The sequence below is a fragment of the Pseudomonas sp. GW821-FHT09C10 genome (genome assembly GCF_059418085.1).
The window spans coordinates 616,654-637,749 of sequence record NZ_JBWKPE010000001.1; the positions used below are offsets into that span (position 1 = coordinate 616,654).

A 21,096-nucleotide genomic window follows, 5' to 3' on the forward strand; every position below is an offset into this window, starting at 1 on the left:
TTCTGTGAGGAGCATTGTGATGAGTACTGAAGACAAACGCATACGCGAACTGGCGCATCAGATCTGGGAGTCTGAAGGCAAACCCCACGGGGAAGACGCGCGCCACTGGGAGATGGCGCGCAAGCTGGCCGAAGCCGAAGCGCTGACGCCGAGCAAACCCAAGCCCGCCGCCAAGCCCAAGACCGCCCCCAAGCCTGCGGCGAAGGCCAAGCCAGCGGCGCCAGCCGCGAGCAAGCCGGCGCCGCCGGCGGCCAAGAAGCCACCCGCGCCGAAAAAGCCCAAGGCTTAACGCGCACGGCGCCATCGACCTTTTGCCGGCGCGGTCGGCAAAAGGTGATTTCACTCTTCTTATCATCCGCTGAAAACTCGTCAGCACGGCCGCGTTCGGCCCGAAAAAATAGCCTTGCAGGAGCAACTCAATGAGCAAACCCCATAAGACCCCTTCGACGCCGGGCAGCGAGCCGTCGCGGATTCGTGAAGGTTTGCCCTTCCCCCTCGGCGCGACCTGGGATGGCCTGGGTGTCAACTTTGCGCTGTTCTCGGCCAACGCCGAGAAAGTCGAACTGTGCCTGTTCGACGACACCGGCGAAGTGGAACTCGAGCGCATCGAACTGCCCGAATACACCGACGAAATTTTTCACGGTTACTTGCCCGACGCCCACCCCGGCCTGATCTACGGCTACCGCGTGTACGGGCCTTATGATCCGGCCAATGGTCATCGCTTCAACCACCACAAATTGCTGATCGACCCCTACGCCAAGCAGCTGGTGGGCGAACTCAAATGGTCCGAAGCGCTGTTCGGCTACACCATCGGCCACCCGGACGACGACCTCAGTTTCGACGAGCGTGACAGCGCGCCCTTCGTGCCCAAGTGCAAGGTCATCGACCCGGCGCACACCTGGGGCAACGACCAGCCGGTGCGGGTGCCGTGGGACCGTACGATCATCTACGAAACCCACCTGCGCGGCATCAGCATGCGCCACCCTTCGGTGGGCGAAGACGTGCGCGGCACCTGTGCCGGGTTGATGGAAGATGATGTGCTCAAGCACATCCGCCAGTTGGGCATCTCCTCGGTGGAATTGCTGCCGGTGCACGCCTTCGTCAACGACCAGCACCTGCTGGAAAAAGGCATGACCAACTACTGGGGCTACAACAGCATTGCGTTCTTCGCCCCCGACCCGCGCTACCTGGCCAGCGGCAAGATCGCCGAGTTCAAGGAGATGGTCGCGCACCTGCACGAGCAGAAACTGGAAGTGATCCTCGACGTGGTCTACAACCACACCGCCGAAGGCAACGAACGCGGCCCGACCCTGTCCATGCGAGGCATCGACAACGCCTCGTACTACCGGCTGATGCCCGACGACAAGCGCTTCTACATCAACGACTCCGGCACCGGCAACACCCTGGACCTGAGCCACCCGTGCGTACTGCAGATGGTCACCGACTCCCTGCGTTACTGGGCCAACGAGATGCACGTCGACGGCTTCCGCTTCGACCTGGCGACCATCCTCGGCCGCTACCGCGATGGCTTCGATGAACGCCACAGCTTCCTCGTGGCCTGCCGCCAGGACCCGGTGCTGCGCCAGCTCAAACTGATTGCCGAGCCCTGGGACTGCGGCCCCGGTGGCTACCAGGTGGGCAACTTCCCGCCCGGCTGGGTTGAATGGAACGACCGTTTCCGCGACACCGTACGCGCGTTCTGGAAAGGCGATGACGGCCAACTGGCGGACTTCGCCGGGCGCATGACCGCCTCGGGCGAGATGTTCAACCACCGTGGCCGCCGCCCGTACAGTTCGGTGAACTTCATCACCGCCCATGACGGTTTCACCCTGCATGACCTGGTGTCGTACAACGACAAGCACAACGAAGCCAACGACGAAAACAACCAGGACGGCAGCAATAACAACCTGTCCTGGAACCACGGCGTCGAGGGCCCCACCGACGACCCGGAAATCAACGCACTGCGCCTGCGCCAGATGCGCAACTTCTTCGCGACGCTGCTGCTGGCCCAAGGCACGCCGATGATCGTGGCCGGTGACGAGTTCGCGCGGACCCAGCACGGCAACAACAATGCCTACTGCCAGGACAGCGAGATCGGCTGGGTCAACTGGGACCTGGACGAGGACGGCAAGGCGTTGCTCAAGTTCGTCAAGCGCCTGATCAAGCTGCGCCTGGCCTACCCGATCCTGCGTCGTGGGCGCTTCCTGGTGGGCGACTACAACGAGGACATCGGCGTCAAGGACGTCACCTGGCTGTCGCCGGCTGGCGACGAGATGACCACCGAGCAGTGGGAAGACAGCCACGGCCGTTGCCTGGGCATGCTGATGGATGGCCGCGCCCAGGAAACCGGGATTCGCCGCGCCGGTGCCGACGCCACCCTGTTGCTGGTGGTAAACGCCCACCACGACGTGGTCAATTTCCGCCTGCCGCCGGTGCCACAGGGTGAGTTCTGGACCTGCATGCTCGACACCAACGAGCCGGCGGTGCGTGGCCAGGAACGCTTCGAGTTCGATCACGAGTACGGCGTGACCGGCCGCTCGCTGCTGCTGTTCGAACTGCAGCGTGACGACGAGGTGTGACATGGCACTGCATGGATTCCTTCAAGGCTTCCAGGGCTATGCGGACACGCAGGACCTGGCCAAGGCCCTGAGGGCACTTCAGGAGGAAGGCCTCGATCAGTTGCCGCTGCCTGGCAGCGGCGACACCCTGGGGCGGTTCAGTCGCCTGGCGCAGGTGGCGGGTCATGACCTGCGCTTGTGCAAGCTGTTCGAAGGCCACACCGATGCGCTGGCGATCATTGCTGAGCTGCGTAGCCCGGCGCCGCCTTTGGGCAGTCTGTGGGGCATGTGGGCCGCAGAACCGCCGAATGCCAAGGTGCAGGTGCGCTGCGAGGGCCATCGCCTGCGTCTGGACGGGCGTAAAGCCTGGTGTTCCGGGGCGGCGGTGCTCAGCCATGGTTTGTTGACGGCGTGGGATGAACAAGGCGGCCAGCAATTGGTGGCGGTGCAGATGGATCAACCGGGCATCACGGTCACCCACGACGGTTGGAATGCCGTGGGCATGGCCGCCACCGGCAGCGTCGAGGTCGTCTTTGACGGCGCCCATGGCCTTGCCGTGGGCGGCCCCGGCGACTACCTCGGGCGTCCCGGGTTCTGGCAAGGCGGCATCGGTATCGCCGCCTGCTGGTACGGTGCCGCACAACGCCTGGCCGAAGTGTTGCGCGATCACTGCAGCAGGCGTTCGGAGCCCCACGCCCTCGCCCACCTGGGCGCGGTCGACAGCGCCTTGAACAGCGCGGCCTGCGTGCTGCGGGCCAGCGCTGAACAGATCGATCGCTACCCCAGGGCCAATGCCCGGCACCTGGCCCAGCAAGTGCGCGCGAGCATCGAGGACACCGTCGAGCAGGTCATGCGCCATGTGGGCAGAGCCATGGGCGCGGGTCCGTACTGCAAGGATCCGCACTTCGCCCAGTTGATGGCGGACCTGCCGGTGTATGTCCGCCAGAGCCATGCCGAACGCGACCTGGCCGGCCTCGGCGAACTGGTCGCCGGGGAACCGACAGGGAGGTGGCAGTTATGAAACCCAACCCGATCGTCGGCCAGGGCACGCCCCTGCAGCGCTGGCAGGACTCGCCGCTGATGGCCGAACTGCCGCAGATCAGCGTCGAACAATTGGTGCCCGAGGGCCACCGCGCGGTGATCATCGCCCCGCACCCGGATGACGAGGTGCTGGGCTGTGGCGGCCTGTTGCAGGGCTTGGCCGAGTTGGGCCGGCCCATTCAATTGATTTCGGTCACCGATGGCAGCGCCAGTCACCCCGGTTCCACCCACTGGTCGGTGGAGCGCTTGAGCGTGGTGCGCCCCCAGGAGTCGGCCCAGGCCCTGCATCGCCTCGGGGTGCCGTTGCACAGCCTGAAATGGTTGCGGGCCGGCTTCAGCGACAGCCAGGTGGCGGCGCGGGAGGAGCAGCTCAGCGCCTTTATCCAGCGCCACCTCAAGCCCACGGATGTGGTGTTTACCACCTGGCGCGAAGACGGCCATTGCGACCACGAGGCCGTCGGCCGCGCGAGCGCCAGGGCGGCGCACGCGGTGGGTGCGACCCTCTATGAGCTGCCGGTGTGGACCTGGCACTGGGCGTCCCCCGAGAACAGCCAAGTGCCGTGGCACCGTGCCCGCAAAATCCCCCTGACCTGTGAAGCCGTCGCGCGCAAGCGCCACGCCATCCATGCGTTCGCCAGCCAGCTGGAGGGTGACCCGCAGATCGGCCTGCCGCCGGTGCTGGCGCCCTATGTGGTGGAGCGTCTGCTACAACCTTTTGAAGTGGTATTCGTATGAGTGTGGCGACACCGTATTTCGATCAACTGTTTGCCGGTAACGACGACCCCTGGGCCTTTCGCCAACGCTGGTACGAGCGCCGCAAACGGGCGCTGACCCTGGCACTCCTGACCCGGCCGCGCTATGCCTCGGTGTTCGAGCCCGGTTGCGCAAATGGCGAATTGAGCTTCGAGCTGGCCCCGCGCTGTGATCACCTTTTGTGTTGCGACACCGCCTCGGCCGCCGTCGCCCTGGCACGCAGCCGCCTGCTGGGCTTTGCCCATGCCCGGGTGGAGCAGAGCCGCCTGCCTGGGCAATGGCCGACCGGCGAATTCGATCTGATCGTCTTGAGCGAGCTGTGCTACTACCTCGACCGCGATGACCTGTGCCGCTTGATCGATCGCGCCCTCGGCAGCCTCACCGCCAGCGGCCAGGTGTTGGCCTGCCACTGGCGCCCGACGATCGACGGGTGCCCGCAGACCGCCGAACAGGTGCATGCCCTGCTCCATGAGCGGCTGGGGATGCCCCTGGTCGCCACCCACCACGAACCCGACTTTCTACTCGACCTGTGGAGCCGTGACGGCACTTCGGTTGCCACCCTTGAGGGCCTGCGATGATCGGCATTCTGATCCCGGTACATAACGAAGAGGCGCTGCTCGGCGAGTGTCTGGAGGCCGCATTGGTGGCTGCCAGTCACCCAGGCCTGCTGGGTGAAGCGGTGCAGATCCTGGTGCTGCTCGACAGTTGCAGCGACGCCAGTGCGGCGATTGCCGAAGGGTTCCCGGTGCAGCGCCTGGAGGTGCAGGCGCGCAACGTGGGCCATGTGCGCGGGGTGGGTGCGCGACACCTGCTCAACCAGGGTGCGCGCTGGATCTCATGCACCGACGCCGACAGCCGCGTGGCCCCCGATTGGCTGGTGGCCCAGTTGGCGCTGGGCGCCGACGCGGTGTGCGGCACCGTGACCGTCGACGCCTGGAGCGAAGGGTTCGACCCGGCGGCGCAGATCCGTTACCAGGCGGCGTACCACGCCCGTGACGGCCACCGGCATATCCATGGCGCCAACCTGGGCATCAGTGCCGGGGCCTATGTGCGCGCCGGAGGGTTCGAACCGCTGGCCTGTCACGAAGATGTGCAACTGGTGCGCGACCTCGAACGCTGCGGGGCGTCCATCGCCTGGAGCCACGCCCCGCAAGTCATCACCAGCGCGCGCCTGGAGGCCCGTGCCCAAGGCGGGTTCGGCGATTATTTGAAGAGCCTGATGTGCGCGTCTTGAAAAAAACGACATTGCAAAATGTAAAAGCGACCAATCCTTGTCTATGCTGATGACGCCTTGCTGGTAATTCAGGGTTGGATTACCACGCATACACCACGGCGGAGTCTGTGGTGAATAAATAGAGTCGTCCCGTCAACGGGGCACGACCCAGCATCAACCGACAAGGACGTAACGCCCATGAAGCCTGCCTCCCTCAGTGAAGGCCGTCGCGGCCCCGCGCAAATCTGGAACAGCGCACCGCAGTTGGCGCAAATCCCGCCTATCTCTACCGCCTCCCTGGTGCCCGCTGGCGCGCGCGTGGTGATCATCGCGCCGCATCCCGGCGACGAGGTGGTGGCCTGCGGCGGTCTACTGCAATTGCTCAGCACCCTGGAACACCCCCTGCAAATGATCTCCATCACGGACGGCAGTGCCAGCCACCCGGGTTCCCACGTATGGCCGGCCAGCCGCCTGAGTGTGGTGCGGCCCCAGGAAAGCGCCGAGGCGCTGCGCCGCCTGGGCATGCCCTTGCACAGCCTGAAGTGGATTCGCGGCGGTTTCTGCGACAACGCCCTCGCCGCTCGCGAGCCGCAACTGAGCCAATTCATCGCGCGCTACCTGCAACCGGGCGACGTGGTGTTTTCCACCTGGCGCAACGACGGCAATGACGACCATGAGGCCGTCGGCCGTGCCAGCGCCAACGCCTGCAGCCTGGTGGGCGCGCAACTCTATGAACTGCCGATCTGGGCCTGGCACTGCCCCGCCCGCGAGGGTGCGACGATCCCCTGGCAACGGGCGCGCAAGGTACGCCTGGACACCTGGACCGTGGCGCGCAAGCTCCACGCCGTCCATGCGTATGCCAGCCAGTTGGCAGGCGACCCGCAGATCGGCCTGGCGCCGATATTGGCCCAGGTGCTGCTGGAGCGTATGCGCGAGCCTTACGAGATTGTGTTTGCGTAATCCTCCACTCGTCTATACCTGTTATTTCTGACAGTGGCGGCCCGCAGGATGGGTGGCTATGGTGCAAAAAGCGCTGCACAGCTTGAGGTGCAGTCGAGAAAGCCATGCCAACCCCTTGCATTGGCCGGTGTTTTCGAACAGGTAACCCGTCGTCCCTGATCCGTATCGCGTCACGTTGTCATGGTCTGGCCGGCACCGGCCTTTGCCGGTGCCGGGGCAACTTTCCCCTCGCACGAGGATGGATCATGCGCTCACGGACTCTGACCCTGCTGTACCTGATTGCCTTGGCGACGTTGACGCCCGCGTCTTACGGGGCGTGCACCATCAGCAACACCGCCGGCGATGACCTTTCTTCCTGCGACAGCGGCACGGCACCGGGCTTTACCGACAACGCGGGCAACAACACCCTGAACCTCAGCGCCACGGGGCGGATTACCGGGAATGTCACCTACGGCGCCGGCAACGATCTGGTGGATGTGAACGGGCCGAGCGCCGGGATCGACGGCAACCTCAACCAGGGCGATGGCAGTAATATTTTCCGGCTCAACTTGGGCAGCATCACCGGCAGCGTCAGCCAGGGCTCGGGGGCGGATGTGGCGCAGATCAGCGGCGGCCAGGCCGGCGCCGTCAGCCAGGGCGCAGGCGTTGACAGCTACGCCCAGAGCGGCGGCACCATTGCCTCACTGGCCCAGGGCGATGGCCTGGACGACTTCAACATGAGTGGCGGCACCATAACCGGAGCCTTCGAGGATGGCGACCGGGCCAGGATGAGCGGCGGCCGCATTGGCCGGGTCGACATGAAGCTCGACAACAACCTGTTCGATATGGTGGGTGGCAGCATCATCGGCAACCTGGTGACCGGCTTCGGCAACGACACCATCCTGATCTCGGGCACGGCCTTTGTCGGCGGCAACATCAGTGTCAGCGGGGGCAACGATCACGTGGCGGTGTCCGGTGGCGACGTCAACGGCCAGATACTCCTCAGCTTTGGCAACGATGACTTCGAATGGACTGGTGGCAACCTGCATTCGTTCGTACTGCTGGGCGCCGGTGACGACACGGCGGTGCTGCAAAACCTGGTCAACACCCAACTGGCCGCGGCGCAGTTGATCGACGGTGGCCTGGGTATCGACACGCTCACACTGGACAATACCAAGGCCGGCGATCCAGGCCTGTTTCCCAATTGGGAAAACATCCGCCTGGACAACCAGTCGCAGCTGACCCTGGGCGGAACGCTGAAACTGGGTGACAGCGCCACCGGTACCGGTAGCCTGACCATCGACGGAACCAGTGAACTGTTGATCAGAACCGGAGTGATCGACCCGTTTACGGCCGGGCAACGGGTGAACGTCACCAACAGCGGCACCCTCAACATGACCACCGGCAACACCCGGACCAGCGACACCTTGACCATCAATGGCAATTACACCGGCGACAACGGGCGGCTTGCGCTGCAAAGCGCCTTGGGCGCGGACGATTCCCCCAGCGACAAACTGATCATCAACCAGGGCACCCTCGCCGGGACCACGGCCATCAGTGTCACCAACCTCGGCGGCGCGGGTGCGGCCACCCTGCAGGACGGCATCCAGGTGGTGCAGGCCCTCAACGGCGCGTCTGGCAGTGGCAGCGCGTTTACACTGGCGGGCCCGGTGTCTGCCGGCGCCTTCGACTATCGCCTGTTCAAGGGCGGCGTAACGGCCGGCACGGCAGAGAACTACTACCTGCGCTCGACGATCCCCGTGGTGCCGCCTGACCCGGTGATTATCGTGCCGTTACCCACTCCGGTTCCCGGTGAACCACCGCTGCCGCCCAATCCCGGGACCGAACCGATCCCTATTTATCGTCCGGAAGTGCCGATCTACGCCGCGCTGTTTCCCGCCGCGCAGCAACTCGTGCAGGGCATGCTCGGCACCTTTCACCAGCGCATGGGTGACCAGAGCCAGCAACTGCACAGCGGTGCGTTCACCTCGGGTTGGGGGCGGTTCTACGGCAGCAGCTCGCGTCAGAGCTTCACCGGGACGGTCAGCCCATCGCTCGACAGTTCGGTGACCGGCTTCCAAGTGGGGACCGACCTGTACGCCAGCACCTACTACAATGGCCTGACCCAACGCAGCGGGTTCTTCGTCGGCCACAGCACCCTCAAAGGCAACATCAAAGGCTTCAACGGCGGCTGGCAGGACAAGGACGCCGGCAAGACCACCTTGCGCGGGGACAGCCTGGGGGTCTACTGGACGCTGATCGGCGCCAACCAGGCCTACCTCGACCTGGTATTGATGGGCACCCGCTTCGACGGCAATAACGAGTCGGATCGTGGCGTGAAGATGGACACCCACGGGCACAACGTCACAGCCTCCGCCGAGGCCGGCTGGCCGTTTACATGGGGGGCTGGCTGGGTGGTTGAACCGCAGGCGCAACTGATCATCGGCAAGACCAGACTGGATAAGCAAAACGACGGGATCTCCGACGTCGCCTATGACGCCGACACCACCGTCACCAGCCGCCTGGGTGTACGCCTGCGCGGTGACTATCAGGTCCGCAGCATGCCGCTTCAACCCTACGTACGGGCGAATGTCTGGCACACCAGCGCCGGTCAGAACACCGTCACCTTCAACGATGTGACGGCTATCGACACCGAGCAGAAGTCCACCACCCTGGACCTGAGCGCCGGCGCCACGCTGAAGGTGGCCACGGGCATCAGCCTGTACGGCGAGGTGGGCTACAACCGCAACCTGGGCAGCAACACCTTCAACGGCCGCCAGGGCACATTTGGCCTGAGAATGGAGTTCTGAGCACCCCGTGAATCACCTGTGGTCGGGGTTGACCACACCGGCCGCCTTGAAGCGTGAAAACTGAAAGGCAATGCCCAGCCAGATAAACCAGGCCGGCATCACGCACAGCGCCAGGCGTGTATCCGGCCGCAACGCCAGCAGGCACAACACGAAGACCAGGAATGCCAGGGAAAACCACGCCATCGGCACACCGCCGGGCATCTTGTAGAGAGATCTGGCGTGCAGGTCCGGGCGCTTTTTACGGTAGGCGATGTAGGACGCGAGGATGGTCGACCAGGTGAAAATCACCAGGATCGCCGACACCGTCGACACAATCGTGAAGGCGGTCATCACTTCCGGCACCACAAACAGCAACACCAGGCCCAGCAGCATCAGCAAGGTGGTGAAGGCCAGGCTGATAAACGGCACGCTGCTTTTCGACAAGCGCCCAAAGATACCCGGCGCGTCCCCCAGGTCGGCCAGGCCGAACAACATCCGGCTGGCGGAGAACACCCCACTGTTGGCCGACGATGCCGCCGAGGTCAGCACCACGAAATTGACGATCCCCGCCGCCGCTGGAAAGCCCGCCACCAGGAACAGTTCCACGAACGGGCTCTTGCTCGGCGACACCTGTTGCCACGAAGTGACCGCGATGATGCACGCCAGGGCCAGCACGTAGAACAGGATGATGCGCAGCGGAATCGAGTTGATCGCCTTGGGCAAGGTCTTCTCCGGTGCTCGGGTTTCGGCGGCTGCGGTGCCGATCAGTTCGGTGCCGGCAAAGGAAAAGATCGCCATCTGGAAGCCGGCGAAAAAACCGAACAGGCCATTGGGAAACGCCGCCTGTTTGTCCAGCAAGTGGCTCACGGAGGCCGTGACCCCGGTGGGCGAGACAAACGAACTGGCAATCAGCACCACGCTGACACCGATCAGGGTCAGCACCGCGATGATCTTGATGATCGCGAACCAGAATTCCACTTCACCGAACAGCCTGACCGTCAGCACGTTCAACGCGAACAGCGTCAACAGCATGCCCACCGCCGGTATCCACGCCGGCACATGGGGGAACCAGTACTGGAAAAACCCGCCGACCACCACGGCGTCCCCCACCACCGCCACGCTCCAGCTCAGCCAGTACGACCAGCCGAGAAAGAATGCCGCACGCGGGCCCAGGTACGCGCCGGCAAAGTCGGCAAAGCTCTTGAAGTTGAGGTTGGACAGCAGCAGCTCACCCATGGCGCGCATCACGAAGTACACGAACAGCCCGATGATCATGTAGATCAGGATGATCGAGGTGCCGGACAACGCGATGATCTTGCCGGAGCCCATGAACAGGCCGGTGCCGATCGCACCGCCCATGGCCATCAGCTGGATGTGGCGGTTGTTCAGGGTGCGTTGCAACGCAGGCTTTTCACACAGCCCGGACGTGGTTGTTTTCATCACAAAACCTCTTGTTATGTTTTTGAGTTTTGGCAGAAAAAAGAATCGAGCGAGTGTTGTTATTAGGTCAGGCAGTCTTGTTTTCGAAGCCGTGCAGGACGTTGACGGCGTTGATGCCGATCTCGTCGACCATGTAGCCGCCCTCCATCACGAACAGCGTCGGTACGCCCACCCCGGCGATGATCTCGCCCATGCTGAGGAAGTCCTGGCTGTCGAGGAGGAAGTGGCTGATGGGGTCGTCCTTGAAGGTGTCGACGCCGAGGGAGATCACCAGCACCTCGGGGGCGAAGTGTTTGAGTTGCTGGCAGGCGTGGTTCAGCGCGGTTTTGTACTGGCCCCACGTGGTGTTTTTCGGCAAGGGGTAGTTCAGGTTGAAGCCCTCCCCGGCACCTGCGCCGCGTTCGCTGTCGGCGCCGGAAAAATACGGATAGGACACCGACGGGTCGCCGTGCAGGGAGATGAACAGCACATCCGCGCGGTCATAGAAAATATTCTGCGTACCGTTACCGTGGTGGAAATCCACATCCAGTACCGCCACGCGCTTGGCACCTTGGGTGATGGCCTGTTGCGCGGCAATCGCGGCGTTGTTGAGGTAGCAATAACCGCCCATGTATTCGCGGGCCGCGTGGTGCCCCGGTGGGCGGCACAGGGCGAAGGCGCTGTGATGGCCCTCGTCGATCAGCGCCAGACCGGTGAGGGCGATGTCCGCGCTGGTCTTGACCGCCTGCCAGGTGGTGGCGGTGATCGGCGAGCCGGCGTCCATGGCGAAGAAACCCAGCTTGCCGTCGATGAAGTCCGGCACCTGCTCATTGGCCAGGTCGCGTACCGGCCATACCAGCGGCAGCGCATCATGGCGGCGGCCGATGGCGGTCCATTCGGCCCAGGCGGTTTCGAGGAAGCTGACGTAGCGCTCGCTGTGGGCGTTGACGTAGCAGGCGCGCTCGAAGCTGCGCGGCACGATGATATCGCCCAGCCCGACGTGCCGGACGCGGTCACGCACGGTGTCGGCGCGGCTGGGTTGTTCGAACGAGGGCTTGAGCACGCCGTCCTTGAGTTCGGTGCCGTGGTGCAAACGGTGGTCATCACTAAAAACAGTCAGCATTTGGATACATCCGCCAGAAAAAGACAGGGTCTATTTTGTTCTGGCTGCGTAGGGCTTTCTTTGCTTTTACTTCTGGTACTGATAGCTTTATCGGGTGTTTTTACCCTGGTTACAGCCAAATATGAAAAATAAAACCAAGCAGGTCGTTCTGGACGACACCGATCTCGCCATCCTCGCCCTGCTGCAGGAAGACGCGAGTATTTCCAACGCCCAACTGAGCGAGCGCCTGGCCCTGAGCCTTACCCCCTGCTGGCGTCGGCGCAAACGCCTGGAGGAAGAAGGCGTGATCAAGGACTACCAGGCCAACCTCGATCGCAAGCTGCTCGGCCTGGACATCATGGCGTTTGTGCATGTGCGTTTTGCGATCCACACCGACCACGCGCCGGATGCGTTCGAGGCGGTGATGAAGGAGCTTCCTCAGGTCCTGGCGTGCCACAAGATCACCGGCGATGCGGATTACCTGTTGCAGGTGCTGGCGGAGGATCTGGACAGCTACAGCGAGTTTGTGGAAAGCGTGCTGCGGCGGCAGTTGGGGATTGCGTCGATCCAGTCGAGCCTGGCGCTGCGCGAGGTGAAGGCGACGAGTCGGATGGCGATTCCGAAGCGCGATTGAACACGCAAAAAAATCACTCGCCGACGGCAGGTAATGGCCAAACGCCTGCCCTGCAGATGTGAAAAATTCGTTAACCAATTCTCCCCAAAGGCTTTTTTCGGCAGGTTTAATCTGCCAAACTAATGCGAATAATTATCAACAGATTTATTATTCGCCACGGACGGCACTTAGGGGAGAGTCCGTTCCATGTCTGTGCAACAACACGGCGGTAAAGGTTTTACACCCAGTCTGATCGCTTTGGCGGTGTGCCTCGCCACCTCGCACGCGGCCTTCGCCGCCGACGCAGAAACGCCGGCAACCACCTTGGAACTGGGTGCGACCCGGATCTCTGGCGAGCAACAACTGGGCGAAACCACCGAGGGCACGCAGTCCTACACCACCGGCGCGATGAAAACCGCGACCAAACTGCCCCTCACCCTGCGTGAAACCCCGCAGGCCGTCACCGTCATCACACGCCAGCGCATGGATGACCAGGGGATGACCAGCATCAACGACGTGGTCAATGCCACGCCTGGGTTGTTCCTCAACTATTCCAGCGGCCCGGGCCGGCAGTCCTACACCTCACGCGGCTTCGACATCGACAACCTGATGTACGACGGCATCCCCAGCGGCTACAACGGCGTTTCCGTAGGCGCCCAGCCGAACCTGGCGATGTTCGACCGTGTCGAGGTCGTGCGTGGCGCCACCGGCCTGGTGACAGGTGCGGGCAACCCGTCGGCGGCCATCAACCTGGTCCGCAAGCGGCCGCTGGACGAACAGAAAGTCACCCTCACCGGCGCCGCCGGCAGCTGGGACGACTACCGTGGCGAGCTCGACGCCTCCAGCCCGCTCAATGACAGCGGCACCTGGCGCGGCCGGGTGGTCACCTCCTACCGCGACGCCAACAGCTTCATCGACAACGCCGAGTCCTATCACGGCCTGTTCTATGCCGTCACCGAGGCCGACCTGAGCGAAGACACCACACTGACCCTCGGCTTCTCGAACCAGAAGGACAAGACTAACTACTTCTGGGGCTCGTCGATGATCGGCCAGGACGGCCATCACCTGGACCTGCCACGCTCCTACAATCCCGGTACCGACTGGGAGAACAAGGACCAGGAAATCAACACGGTCTTCGCCGAACTGCGCCAGCGCCTGGCCAATGACTGGAAGCTTCAGGTCAACGCCAACTACGCCGAACAGAACGCGTTGTTTTCCGGTTCCTACCAGTCGCGCTGGGTCAACAACACCCTGGCGCGCACGGTCTACCAGGCCGCCTACGATGAAAACCAGGCCGGTGTCGACGCCTTTGCCAGCGGCCCGTTCCAGGCATTCGGGCGCACCCATGAACTGGTGGTGGGCGCCAGCCGACGCATCTACGACATGACCACCCACAACTACAGCCCCTACAACACCAACTGGCCCCTCACCGCGGGCAAACCGGACTTCGTCCACACCACCAACGACCGTGAAGTCACCACCCAGGACGGTGTCTACGTGACCACGCGCCTGAGCCTGGCGGACCCGTTGAAGCTGATACTCGGCGGGCGCCTGGACTGGTATGACTACGATGCCCACGGCAGCAACGACGGCGACTATCACGTCACCCGCAACCTCACCCGCTATGCGGGGCTGATCTATGAGCTGGACGATCATCACTCGGTGTACGTCAGCTACAGCGACATCTTTACGCCGCAGAGCGCCAAGGACACCTCCGGCACTCCGGTCAAGCCGATTGTCGGCAAGAACTACGAGGTCGGCATCAAGGGCGAATACCTGGGTGGCGCGCTGAATGCGAGCGTGGCGCTGTTCCGTGTCGACCAGGAAAACCGCGCCACCCAGGTGACCGTGCAAAACTGCCCACAGACGGAGTGCTATGAGGCCTCGGGCGAGATTCGCAGCCAGGGGATCGACTTCGAACTGCAAGGCGCGCTGACCGAGAACTGGCAGGTCGGCGGTGGCTACACCTACGCGCGTACCCACACCATCAAGGATGAAGCCAACCCGCAGAAGGTCAACAAGCAGTACGACACGGACGTTCCGGAGCACCTGTTCAAGCTGACCACTCGCTACAACTTCCAGGGCCCCCTGGAGAAACTGCGCGTGGGCGGCAACATCTCCTGGCAAAGCCGCCTGTACAACGACGTCAAGCTGGCTGACGGCAGCACCTACCGCCTCCAACAGGGGGCCTACGCCGTCACCGACCTGATGGCCGGCTACAAGGTCAACGACCACCTCGACCTGCAGCTCAACGCCAACAACATCTTCGACCGCCGCTATTACTCCAGCATCGCCAACTCCGTGAGCTATGGCGGCGACGCCTACGGCACCCCACGCAACATGATGCTGACGGCCAAGTACAGCTTCTGATCCACCTGGCAAAAGGGGATCCTAATGTGGGAGAAGGCTTGCCCCCTCCCACATTGACCCGCTTGCCACCAGGAATGTGTTCTGCCCCCTCCGAACGCGTTCGCGCTTAAAGTCCCCTCCCCCAATGCCGATAAGCTTTTTGCTTCCCTGCACCTGCAAAGTGCCTGATACCGGCTTTGCTCTGTACCCGCGGGCCGTAGTGGCACGCCGCATGCTTTGATCCTTGCCAGACCACATGGAGTAAGAGTGAATGCCCGCACGCGCACGTTTCCTGGAGCACTACCGCAAGGCCGACCGCATCATGCTGGCATTGATCTGGCTGATGACGCTGTTCTCCGTCGGGCTTGCGTTCTGGCACGACACCCTGACCCAGGCGATTGTCGTGGGAGGAGGCACCAGCACGGTGCTCACCGCGCTCTACCGCGCCATCGGCGGCACACGGGTGATGCGTTGCGCACTGGGCGCGGGCTTGATGGTCATGGCGGCGCTGCACATCAACCAGGCCCAGGGTGTGATCGAAGCACACTTCGGGATTTTCGCGCTGCTGGCGGTGCTGACGTTCTATCGAGACTGGCTGCCGATCCTGGTGGCCGCCCTGACGATTGCCGTGCACCACGTGGTGTTCCATGCGTTGCAGCATCAAGGCTTCCCGGTGTTCGTGATGGCGCATCACGGCGGTTGGACCATGGTGTTTGTCCACGCCTTCTACGTCGTGATGGAAACCATCGCCCTACTCTACCTCGCGGTGAACAGCCAGGCCGAGGCGGTGGAAAGCGGGGAAATGCTGGAAAAAATGCTCGCCGTCACCACCCAATTCACCGTGGAAAGCGCCAAAGGTGAAGGCAAGGTGCACGTCTCCCTTGCCAAGCGCTTTGACCATTTCCTGCAACAAATCACCCACCTCATCGACGGCGTCGCCCGCGACTCCCACGGACTCGGCCAACTCGGCCAGGAACTGGCCCACGCCAGCGGTACCCTGGAAAAAGGCGCTCGCCACCAACTGGCCGAAATCGCGCAAATGACCGACTCCATGCAGCGCATGGAAGACGCCATGGGCCACATTACGGTGCACGTCGAAGAAGCGGTTGAACACGCGGGCGTCGCCAGCCAACAAATCCTGCGTGGCCAGGAAAGCGTCGGCCGCGCCCAACACGAAATCACCCAACTGGCCACACGCCTGGAAGGCACCCACCACACGGTCCAAGGCCTGGCGGTCCAGGCCGAACAAATCGGCTCGGTACTCGAAGTCATCAGCAGCATCGCCAACCAGACCAACCTCCTCGCCCTCAACGCCGCCATCGAAGCCGCCCGCGCCGGCGAACAAGGCCGCGGCTTCGCCGTCGTCGCCGACGAAGTGCGCAGCCTGGCGCAACGCACCGCCGTCTCCACCCAGGAAATCAAAACCATCATCGAAGGCCTGCAGCAAGGCAGCCGCCAGGCCGTGGAAGCCATGCACGACAGCCGCCAGGGCGTGGAACGGTGTGTGGAGGACAGTCAGCTGGCAGTGGAAATGCTGCGAGCGGTGGGCAATGACATTACCCAGATCGATGCGCTGAATGGGCGGATTGTCTCCACCACACGCGAACAGACCTCGGCGAATCAGGCGATTGTCGGGCGCTTGCAATCGGTGCAGAGCATTGCGCAAAACACCGCTGACGACGTGGAGATGCTGGCCAGGAGCAGCGAGCAGCTGCCGCCGATTGCGGTGCGGTTGGATGCGTTGGGGAGGCGGTTTCATCAATAGGGTCGCAGCAAATTACCCAAGCGTTTTATATGTCCACATTGCCGCGTTCGTTCACTTGAACGCGGCAACCAACCTCAGGTGTTTTTTAGAAAATCCGGTAGCAGGCTAAGCAGACCGCTCAGCTCGTAGAGGGCAAATCCGGCCCTCAGATTTTTTACACGCATTACTTGCTGAATGCCCTGCTCACTCTACACTCTGGCTGCAATCAAACTCTTCGAATCCGCAGCAAAAAATAAAAAACAGGGAGCAGCGATGAACATAAAAATCATAACCTTGATGTGGTTTGCTTTGCTGGCAGGATGTTCGACACAAAACCCCTATTTGAACGTCAATGGTGCTTACTGGCGTACAACTGAGGCATTTTCTGCTCCCATTTACTCTGTTGGGGTAATAAACACTCAAAGCAAGAATAAATTCGACCCAAAATCTCGTTTAGTCATTACGGATTTCCCCTTGGTTTTATCAACGTCTCTGTACTCCGAAGAAGCAAGAAAAGCGGCGCTTAACGCTAAGGCCTCAGCAAAAAAAGCGGGAAAAACCGAAATAAAAATTGAAACTGACAACTACTTGACCGGCACTTATTTAATTTACAGAAATATTGACACTTACGGACTTATAAAAAAAATAAATAGCCCTGAGAATGCTGAAACACTGGCCTCTTTAAAAAACGAGCACGAAACACAAGTAATCATCACGGGCGTGGCAATTGTTTATAACAACGATAGAACAGCTAAAATCAAGGTCGACGCAGACATAGCCGGTACCATAACCATCCCTAAAGTGCCAGCCGAGGAGCAAGCAGAAGTTAAAGCGAGTGTTTCCTTGGACAAAACTTTACATACAACCCTTTCGGACGGAACTGTATTTGCATACGAATACTCAGTCATTTACTGGGATGAGGCGGCCAAAGATCTAAAAGTAAAAGCGCTTACGGTGGACAGACCCAACAAATTTGTAGTGTGGTGGTTTTCAATCTGAACACCTCATTCAGATGGTTTCATCGCCGTAGCTAGGCTTTTAACGCTTCACACACACAAACAACGCATTGCCGGTCACGCCCGCCCAGGGCGTGATCCGCTCATAGTCATGCTCGAACACCTGCACCTCAAAATACGGCTGTAACAGCCTCTGCAACTCCGTGAAACTCAGCGCCACCATGGTGTGCTCATCCTGCCAGGCCTGGGTCACCCCCGCCGTGGTCTTCTCGATACTCAGGCGCAGTGCCTGCTGCTCCCCTTCTCCGCGGTAATGCCAGCCGGAGCCGAAGGTGAAATGACTGCCTTCAAACTCCACGCTATGGCGTACCAGCAAGCGGTTGTCGATATGCAGTTTGTCCACCGCGTTGAAGCAGAACACGCCGTTGTCGGCGAGTGCGTCGTGCACGCTGGCGAGGCAGGCGCGCAGTTGGGCGAGCCCGGGGTTGTAGTGGGTCGAGTACAGGAAGCAGGTGATCAGGTCTTGCGGTTCGTCCACCTGGAAACCGGCCATGTCCTGGCGGCTGAACTGTGCCTCGGGGCAGCGCAGTTGGGCGAGGTCCAGCATCGGTTGGCTGATGTCCAGGCCGGTGCTGCGGTAGCCGAAGTCGAGGAAGTGGCGCACATGGGGCCCGGTGCCGCAGGCAAGGTCCAGATGGCGGCGCCCGTCATTGCCGAACAACTGGTGCAGGCGACGCACGCTGTGGCTCTGCGCGCGGTAGTCGATGTCGGCGCACATCAGGTCGTAGTAGATGGACAGGTCGGTGTACAGCGCGTTGGAGGACATAAGTGGCCAGAGGGTTCGGCGGGAATTTCGCGTCGGCATGGTAACCCAGTCCCGGGTGTAAACCGCTACACTCGCCCCTCAACCATCCGCCAAGGAGGCAACCATGAGCGTTCGCGGTCAAGACCGACAGATCGACAATATCGAGTTCAACGTGGGCGATATCGCCCGCAGCAAAGCCTTCTACGGCGCAGTGTTCGGCTGGACATTCGTCGACTACGGCCCCACCTACACCGAGTTCAGCGATGGCAGGCTGACCGGCGGGTTCACTACCGCAGAGCCCGTTCGACCGGGTGGCCCGCTGGTGATCCTGTACGCGGATGATCTTGAAGGCACGCAGCAGCGGCTCAAATCCGCAGGCGCCGTGATCAGCCGCGAGACCTTTTCGTTCCCCGGTGGCAGCAGGTTTCACTTCATTGACCCGGATGGTTATGAACTGGCGGTGTGGACCGCTCAACCGTAGGTTACCCTCTGCCGCCATGGATTGATGAGCAGCACTCATAAACCCTTGCCGATTTACCCGTCTAGTGCTCATGCCAGCGCACGCCTACTGTTTCCCCAGCGGTTTCGCACCCGGTCCACCTTGCTGGGTGCGGCCTGACCATCACACGGGGAGATCGACATGCATAAGCGCACACTCGGAAACAGCTCACTTGAAGTATCCGCCCTGGGCCTGGGCTGCATGGGCCTGAGCCACGGCTACGGCCCGGCAACAGACACCCGTCAGGCCATTTCGCTGATCCGTGCGGCGGTTGACCGTGGCGTGACTTTTTTCGACACCGCCGAGGTCTACGGCCCTTACCTTAATGAGCAGGTGGTCGGCGAAGCACTGGCACCGGTGCGCCATAAAGTGGTGATCGCCACCAAGTTCGGCTTCACCTTCGGATCGGACAACAAACAACAGATTCTCAACAGCCGTCCGGAGCACATCCGTATCGCCGTCGAAGGTTCGTTGCGCCGGTTGAAGACCGACTACATCGACTTGCTTTACCAGCACCGGGTTGATCCCGACGTACCCATCGAAGAGGTTGCCGGCGTGGTCAAGGAGTTGATTTGGGAAGGCAAGGTCAAGCACTTCGGCCTCTCGGAAGCCGGCGCACAAACCATTCGGCGGGCCCATGCAGTGCAGCCGGTAACGGCGCTGCAAAGTGAATATTCGCTGTGGTGGCGCGAGCCTGAGCACGAGATTCTGCCGACGCTCAAAGAGCTGGGCATCGGCTTCGTGCCCTTCAGTCCCTTGGGCAAGGGGTTCCTGACCGGTGCGATGGCGGCAGACACCACGTTCGGCAGCGACGACTTCCGCAGCATCGTGCCGCGCTTCAGCCAGCAAGCCCTGCACGCCAACCAAGGGCTGGTGGTGCTGATCCGCGAGATTGCACAGGGTAAAGAGGCCACACCGGCGCAGGTCGCCCTCGCCTGGCTGCTCGCGCAGGCACCGTGGATCGTGCCGATTCCCGGTACCACCAAACTGCATCGCCTGGAAGAGAACCTCGGTGGCGCCAGCATCACGCTTACACCCGCCGAACTCACGGCGATTGATGCGGCACTTGTGCAAATCCCCATAGAAGGTGACCGCTACCCCGAGGCCCTCCAGGCCCGCGTGGGCCGATAGGGAATGAGCAACGCTCACCCCTCACTGCGTCTTACGGAGGAGCACTTTCAATGAATCGACTGATCGCCCCACTGGTTGCCTTTTCCCTTATGGCCGGCGAAACCTGCGCCCGCGAAATCCGCACTACCCCAGCCGGCTCCCAACCTTCAATCCAGGGAGCTGAAGAAAACTTCACCGGCACGGTATGGGTCGACGGCCTGTTCAAGGGCGAGCTTCCCGCCCGTGCCGGCGGCGGTACCGTCACCTTCGAACCCGGTGCACGCACGGCCTGGCATACCCATCCGCTGGGGCAGACACTGATCGTCACCCAAGGCGTCGGCTATGTGCAGCAAGACGGCGGCGTACGCGAAGAAATCCGTGCCGGTGACAGTGTCTGGATCCCGCCGCACACCCGACACTGGCATGGGGCGACGGCCACCACGACGATGACCCATATCGCCATCGCCGAAGCCGAGGACGGCAAGGCGGTCACCTGGGCGGAACAAGTCTCGGACGCGCAATACCAAGGGCAATTGCCTGCGGTGACCAGCGCCCTTCCCGCCTCAGACACCCTGTCGGCCAGGCAACAGGCGATTCCACCGATCGCCGCCGCCATGGCAACCAGCGACATGCCCAGGCTCAACAACGCCCTGAGCCAAGGTTTGGACGCGGGACTGACCATCAGCGAGACCCAGGAAATCCTGGTGCAGCTCTACGCCTACGTCGGTTTCCCGCGCAGCCTCAATGCATTGAATGAGTTGATGGGGGTGTTGCAAGCGCGCAGACAGCGTGGCATCCACGATGCGCCAGGGCGCGCACCGAGCCGGGCCATTCCAAGCGGTGAAGCACTGCTCAAGGTGGGGACGGCCAATCAAACCCGCCTCTCCGGTGGCCCGGTCAAAGGCCCGGTGTTCGAGTTTGCCCCGGTCATCAACCAGTTCCTGCAAACCCACCTGTTCGGCGACATTTTCGAGCGTGACAACCTCGACTGGCAAAGCCGTGAGCTGGCCACCGTAGCGGCACTGGCCGCAACGCCAGGCGTGGAAGCGCAGTTGCGTTCGCACATGCTGGCAAGCCTGCGGGTGGGGCTGAGTGCGGCACAACTGCGCCAGGTCATCGAGGGGCTGGAACCGTATGACGATACCCACGCGGCGCAACGTGCAAATACTGCACTTACGCAAGCACTTGCGGCTAAGGAAGGCTGAC

General features: G+C 62.2%; 18 protein-coding genes. 15 read left to right on the plus strand and 3 right to left on the minus strand.

Going from position 1 to position 21,096, the window contains the following annotated elements; all coding sequences use genetic code 11:
* Positions 1-19 precede the first annotated feature (19 nt).
* From AC07OT_RS02875 to AC07OT_RS02910, 8 genes are all read left to right on the plus strand, one after another.
* Positions 20-289: a DUF2934 domain-containing protein gene (locus AC07OT_RS02875; protein WP_065941695.1), complete on the plus strand. Its 270-nt coding sequence runs from the start codon at positions 20-22 to the stop codon at positions 287-289.
* A 130-nt stretch (positions 290-419) separates the two neighbouring features.
* The gene (gene glgX / locus AC07OT_RS02880) at positions 420-2,579 is read left to right on the plus strand and encodes a glycogen debranching protein GlgX (RefSeq protein WP_141157627.1); all 2,160 of its coding nucleotides are present in this window, start codon (positions 420-422) and stop codon (positions 2,577-2,579) included.
* A 1-nt stretch (position 2,580) separates the two neighbouring features.
* Positions 2,581-3,579 carry an acyl-CoA dehydrogenase family protein gene (locus AC07OT_RS02885; RefSeq protein ID WP_495107406.1) on the plus strand — a complete coding sequence of 333 codons (999 nt, stop codon included), beginning with the start codon at positions 2,581-2,583 and terminating at the stop codon, positions 3,577-3,579.
* Complete coding sequence (locus AC07OT_RS02890; RefSeq protein ID WP_141157625.1) at positions 3,576-4,334, plus strand: PIG-L deacetylase family protein; 759 nt, start codon at positions 3,576-3,578, stop codon at positions 4,332-4,334. Before AC07OT_RS02885 ends, AC07OT_RS02890 begins: the two co-directional genes overlap by 4 nt.
* Positions 4,331-4,930: an SAM-dependent methyltransferase gene (locus AC07OT_RS02895; protein ID WP_027606747.1), complete on the plus strand. Its 600-nt coding sequence runs from the start codon at positions 4,331-4,333 to the stop codon at positions 4,928-4,930. Before AC07OT_RS02890 ends, AC07OT_RS02895 begins: the two co-directional genes overlap by 4 nt.
* Positions 4,927-5,586 (plus strand): glycosyltransferase family 2 protein, encoded by a 660-nt coding sequence (locus AC07OT_RS02900; RefSeq protein ID WP_141157623.1) that lies wholly within the window; start codon positions 4,927-4,929, stop codon positions 5,584-5,586. Before AC07OT_RS02895 ends, AC07OT_RS02900 begins: the two co-directional genes overlap by 4 nt.
* A 177-nt stretch (positions 5,587-5,763) precedes the next feature.
* Positions 5,764-6,525: a PIG-L deacetylase family protein gene (locus AC07OT_RS02905; RefSeq protein WP_065941701.1), complete on the plus strand. Its 762-nt coding sequence runs from the start codon at positions 5,764-5,766 to the stop codon at positions 6,523-6,525.
* Between the two features lie 245 nt (positions 6,526-6,770).
* The gene (locus tag AC07OT_RS02910) at positions 6,771-9,314 is read left to right on the plus strand and encodes an autotransporter family protein (protein ID WP_495107407.1); all 2,544 of its coding nucleotides are present in this window, start codon (positions 6,771-6,773) and stop codon (positions 9,312-9,314) included.
* 12 nt (positions 9,315-9,326) lie between these two features.
* On the opposite strand, the gene AC07OT_RS02915 is transcribed toward AC07OT_RS02910, so the two are convergent.
* Both AC07OT_RS02915 and AC07OT_RS02920 read right to left on the minus strand, forming a co-directional pair.
* Positions 9,327-10,733, minus strand: a complete 1,407-nt coding sequence (locus tag AC07OT_RS02915) for an amino acid permease (RefSeq protein ID WP_141157620.1) — start codon at positions 10,731-10,733, stop codon at positions 9,327-9,329.
* Positions 10,734-10,800: 67 nt separating this feature from the next.
* The gene (locus AC07OT_RS02920; RefSeq protein ID WP_495107408.1) at positions 10,801-11,835 is read right to left on the minus strand and encodes a histone deacetylase family protein; all 1,035 of its coding nucleotides are present in this window, start codon (positions 11,833-11,835) and stop codon (positions 10,801-10,803) included.
* A 121-nt stretch (positions 11,836-11,956) separates the two neighbouring features.
* Between AC07OT_RS02920 and AC07OT_RS02925 the strand changes: the two genes are divergently transcribed.
* The 4 genes from AC07OT_RS02925 (at position 11,957) to AC07OT_RS02940 (ending at position 17,519) form a co-directional block, all read left to right on the plus strand.
* On the plus strand, positions 11,957-12,448 hold the full coding sequence (locus AC07OT_RS02925; protein WP_495107409.1) for an Lrp/AsnC family transcriptional regulator: 492 nt from the start codon (positions 11,957-11,959) through the stop codon (positions 12,446-12,448).
* Between the two features lie 186 nt (positions 12,449-12,634).
* Entirely contained in the window at positions 12,635-14,797 is a 2,163-nt protein-coding gene (locus AC07OT_RS02930; protein ID WP_495107410.1) for a TonB-dependent siderophore receptor, read from the plus strand.
* 1,051 nt (positions 14,798-15,848) lie between these two features.
* Positions 15,849-16,541 (plus strand): methyl-accepting chemotaxis protein, encoded by a 693-nt coding sequence (locus AC07OT_RS02935; RefSeq protein ID WP_495107520.1) that lies wholly within the window; start codon positions 15,849-15,851, stop codon positions 16,539-16,541.
* Positions 16,542-16,793: 252 nt separating this feature from the next.
* The gene (locus tag AC07OT_RS02940) at positions 16,794-17,519 is read left to right on the plus strand and encodes a hypothetical protein (RefSeq protein ID WP_495107411.1); all 726 of its coding nucleotides are present in this window, start codon (positions 16,794-16,796) and stop codon (positions 17,517-17,519) included.
* 39 nt (positions 17,520-17,558) lie between these two features.
* Here the strand turns inward: AC07OT_RS02940 and AC07OT_RS02945 are convergent, their stop codons facing one another.
* Positions 17,559-18,302, minus strand: coding sequence for a class I SAM-dependent DNA methyltransferase (locus AC07OT_RS02945; protein WP_495107412.1), 744 nt, complete (start codon positions 18,300-18,302; stop codon positions 17,559-17,561).
* 103 nt (positions 18,303-18,405) lie between these two features.
* Between AC07OT_RS02945 and AC07OT_RS02950 the strand changes: the two genes are divergently transcribed.
* From AC07OT_RS02950 to AC07OT_RS02960, 3 genes are all read left to right on the plus strand, one after another.
* Positions 18,406-18,762, plus strand: a complete 357-nt coding sequence (locus AC07OT_RS02950; RefSeq protein ID WP_098479378.1) for a VOC family protein — start codon at positions 18,406-18,408, stop codon at positions 18,760-18,762.
* 159 nt (positions 18,763-18,921) lie between these two features.
* Positions 18,922-19,911 (plus strand): aldo/keto reductase, encoded by a 990-nt coding sequence (locus AC07OT_RS02955; protein WP_495107413.1) that lies wholly within the window; start codon positions 18,922-18,924, stop codon positions 19,909-19,911.
* A gap of 89 nt (positions 19,912-20,000) precedes the next feature.
* The gene (locus tag AC07OT_RS02960) at positions 20,001-21,095 is read left to right on the plus strand and encodes a (R)-mandelonitrile lyase (protein ID WP_495107521.1); all 1,095 of its coding nucleotides are present in this window, start codon (positions 20,001-20,003) and stop codon (positions 21,093-21,095) included.
* Position 21,096 lies beyond the last annotated feature (1 nt).

Coding starts and splice junctions, on each gene's coding strand:
- AC07OT_RS02875 (WP_065941695.1), top strand. CDS start 20: ATGAGTACTGAAGACAAACGCATACGCGAACTGGCGCATCAGATCTGG.
- AC07OT_RS02900 (WP_141157623.1), top strand. CDS start 4,927: ATGATCGGCATTCTGATCCCGGTACATAACGAAGAGGCGCTGCTCGGC.
- AC07OT_RS02920 (WP_495107408.1), bottom strand. CDS start 11,835: ATGCTGACTGTTTTTAGTGATGACCACCGTTTGCACCACGGCACCGAA.
- AC07OT_RS02915 (WP_141157620.1), bottom strand. CDS start 10,733: ATGAAAACAACCACGTCCGGGCTGTGTGAAAAGCCTGCGTTGCAACGC.
- glgX (WP_141157627.1), top strand. CDS start 420: ATGAGCAAACCCCATAAGACCCCTTCGACGCCGGGCAGCGAGCCGTCG.
- AC07OT_RS02940 (WP_495107411.1), top strand. CDS start 16,794: ATGAACATAAAAATCATAACCTTGATGTGGTTTGCTTTGCTGGCAGGA.
- AC07OT_RS02890 (WP_141157625.1), top strand. CDS start 3,576: ATGAAACCCAACCCGATCGTCGGCCAGGGCACGCCCCTGCAGCGCTGG.
- AC07OT_RS02955 (WP_495107413.1), top strand. CDS start 18,922: ATGCATAAGCGCACACTCGGAAACAGCTCACTTGAAGTATCCGCCCTG.
- AC07OT_RS02945 (WP_495107412.1), bottom strand. CDS start 18,302: ATGTCCTCCAACGCGCTGTACACCGACCTGTCCATCTACTACGACCTG.
- AC07OT_RS02885 (WP_495107406.1), top strand. CDS start 2,581: ATGGCACTGCATGGATTCCTTCAAGGCTTCCAGGGCTATGCGGACACG.
- AC07OT_RS02960 (WP_495107521.1), top strand. CDS start 20,001: ATGGCCGGCGAAACCTGCGCCCGCGAAATCCGCACTACCCCAGCCGGC.
- AC07OT_RS02935 (WP_495107520.1), top strand. CDS start 15,849: ATGGGCCACATTACGGTGCACGTCGAAGAAGCGGTTGAACACGCGGGC.
- AC07OT_RS02925 (WP_495107409.1), top strand. CDS start 11,957: ATGAAAAATAAAACCAAGCAGGTCGTTCTGGACGACACCGATCTCGCC.
- AC07OT_RS02905 (WP_065941701.1), top strand. CDS start 5,764: ATGAAGCCTGCCTCCCTCAGTGAAGGCCGTCGCGGCCCCGCGCAAATC.
- AC07OT_RS02950 (WP_098479378.1), top strand. CDS start 18,406: ATGAGCGTTCGCGGTCAAGACCGACAGATCGACAATATCGAGTTCAAC.
- AC07OT_RS02895 (WP_027606747.1), top strand. CDS start 4,331: ATGAGTGTGGCGACACCGTATTTCGATCAACTGTTTGCCGGTAACGAC.
- AC07OT_RS02910 (WP_495107407.1), top strand. CDS start 6,771: ATGCGCTCACGGACTCTGACCCTGCTGTACCTGATTGCCTTGGCGACG.
- AC07OT_RS02930 (WP_495107410.1), top strand. CDS start 12,635: ATGTCTGTGCAACAACACGGCGGTAAAGGTTTTACACCCAGTCTGATC.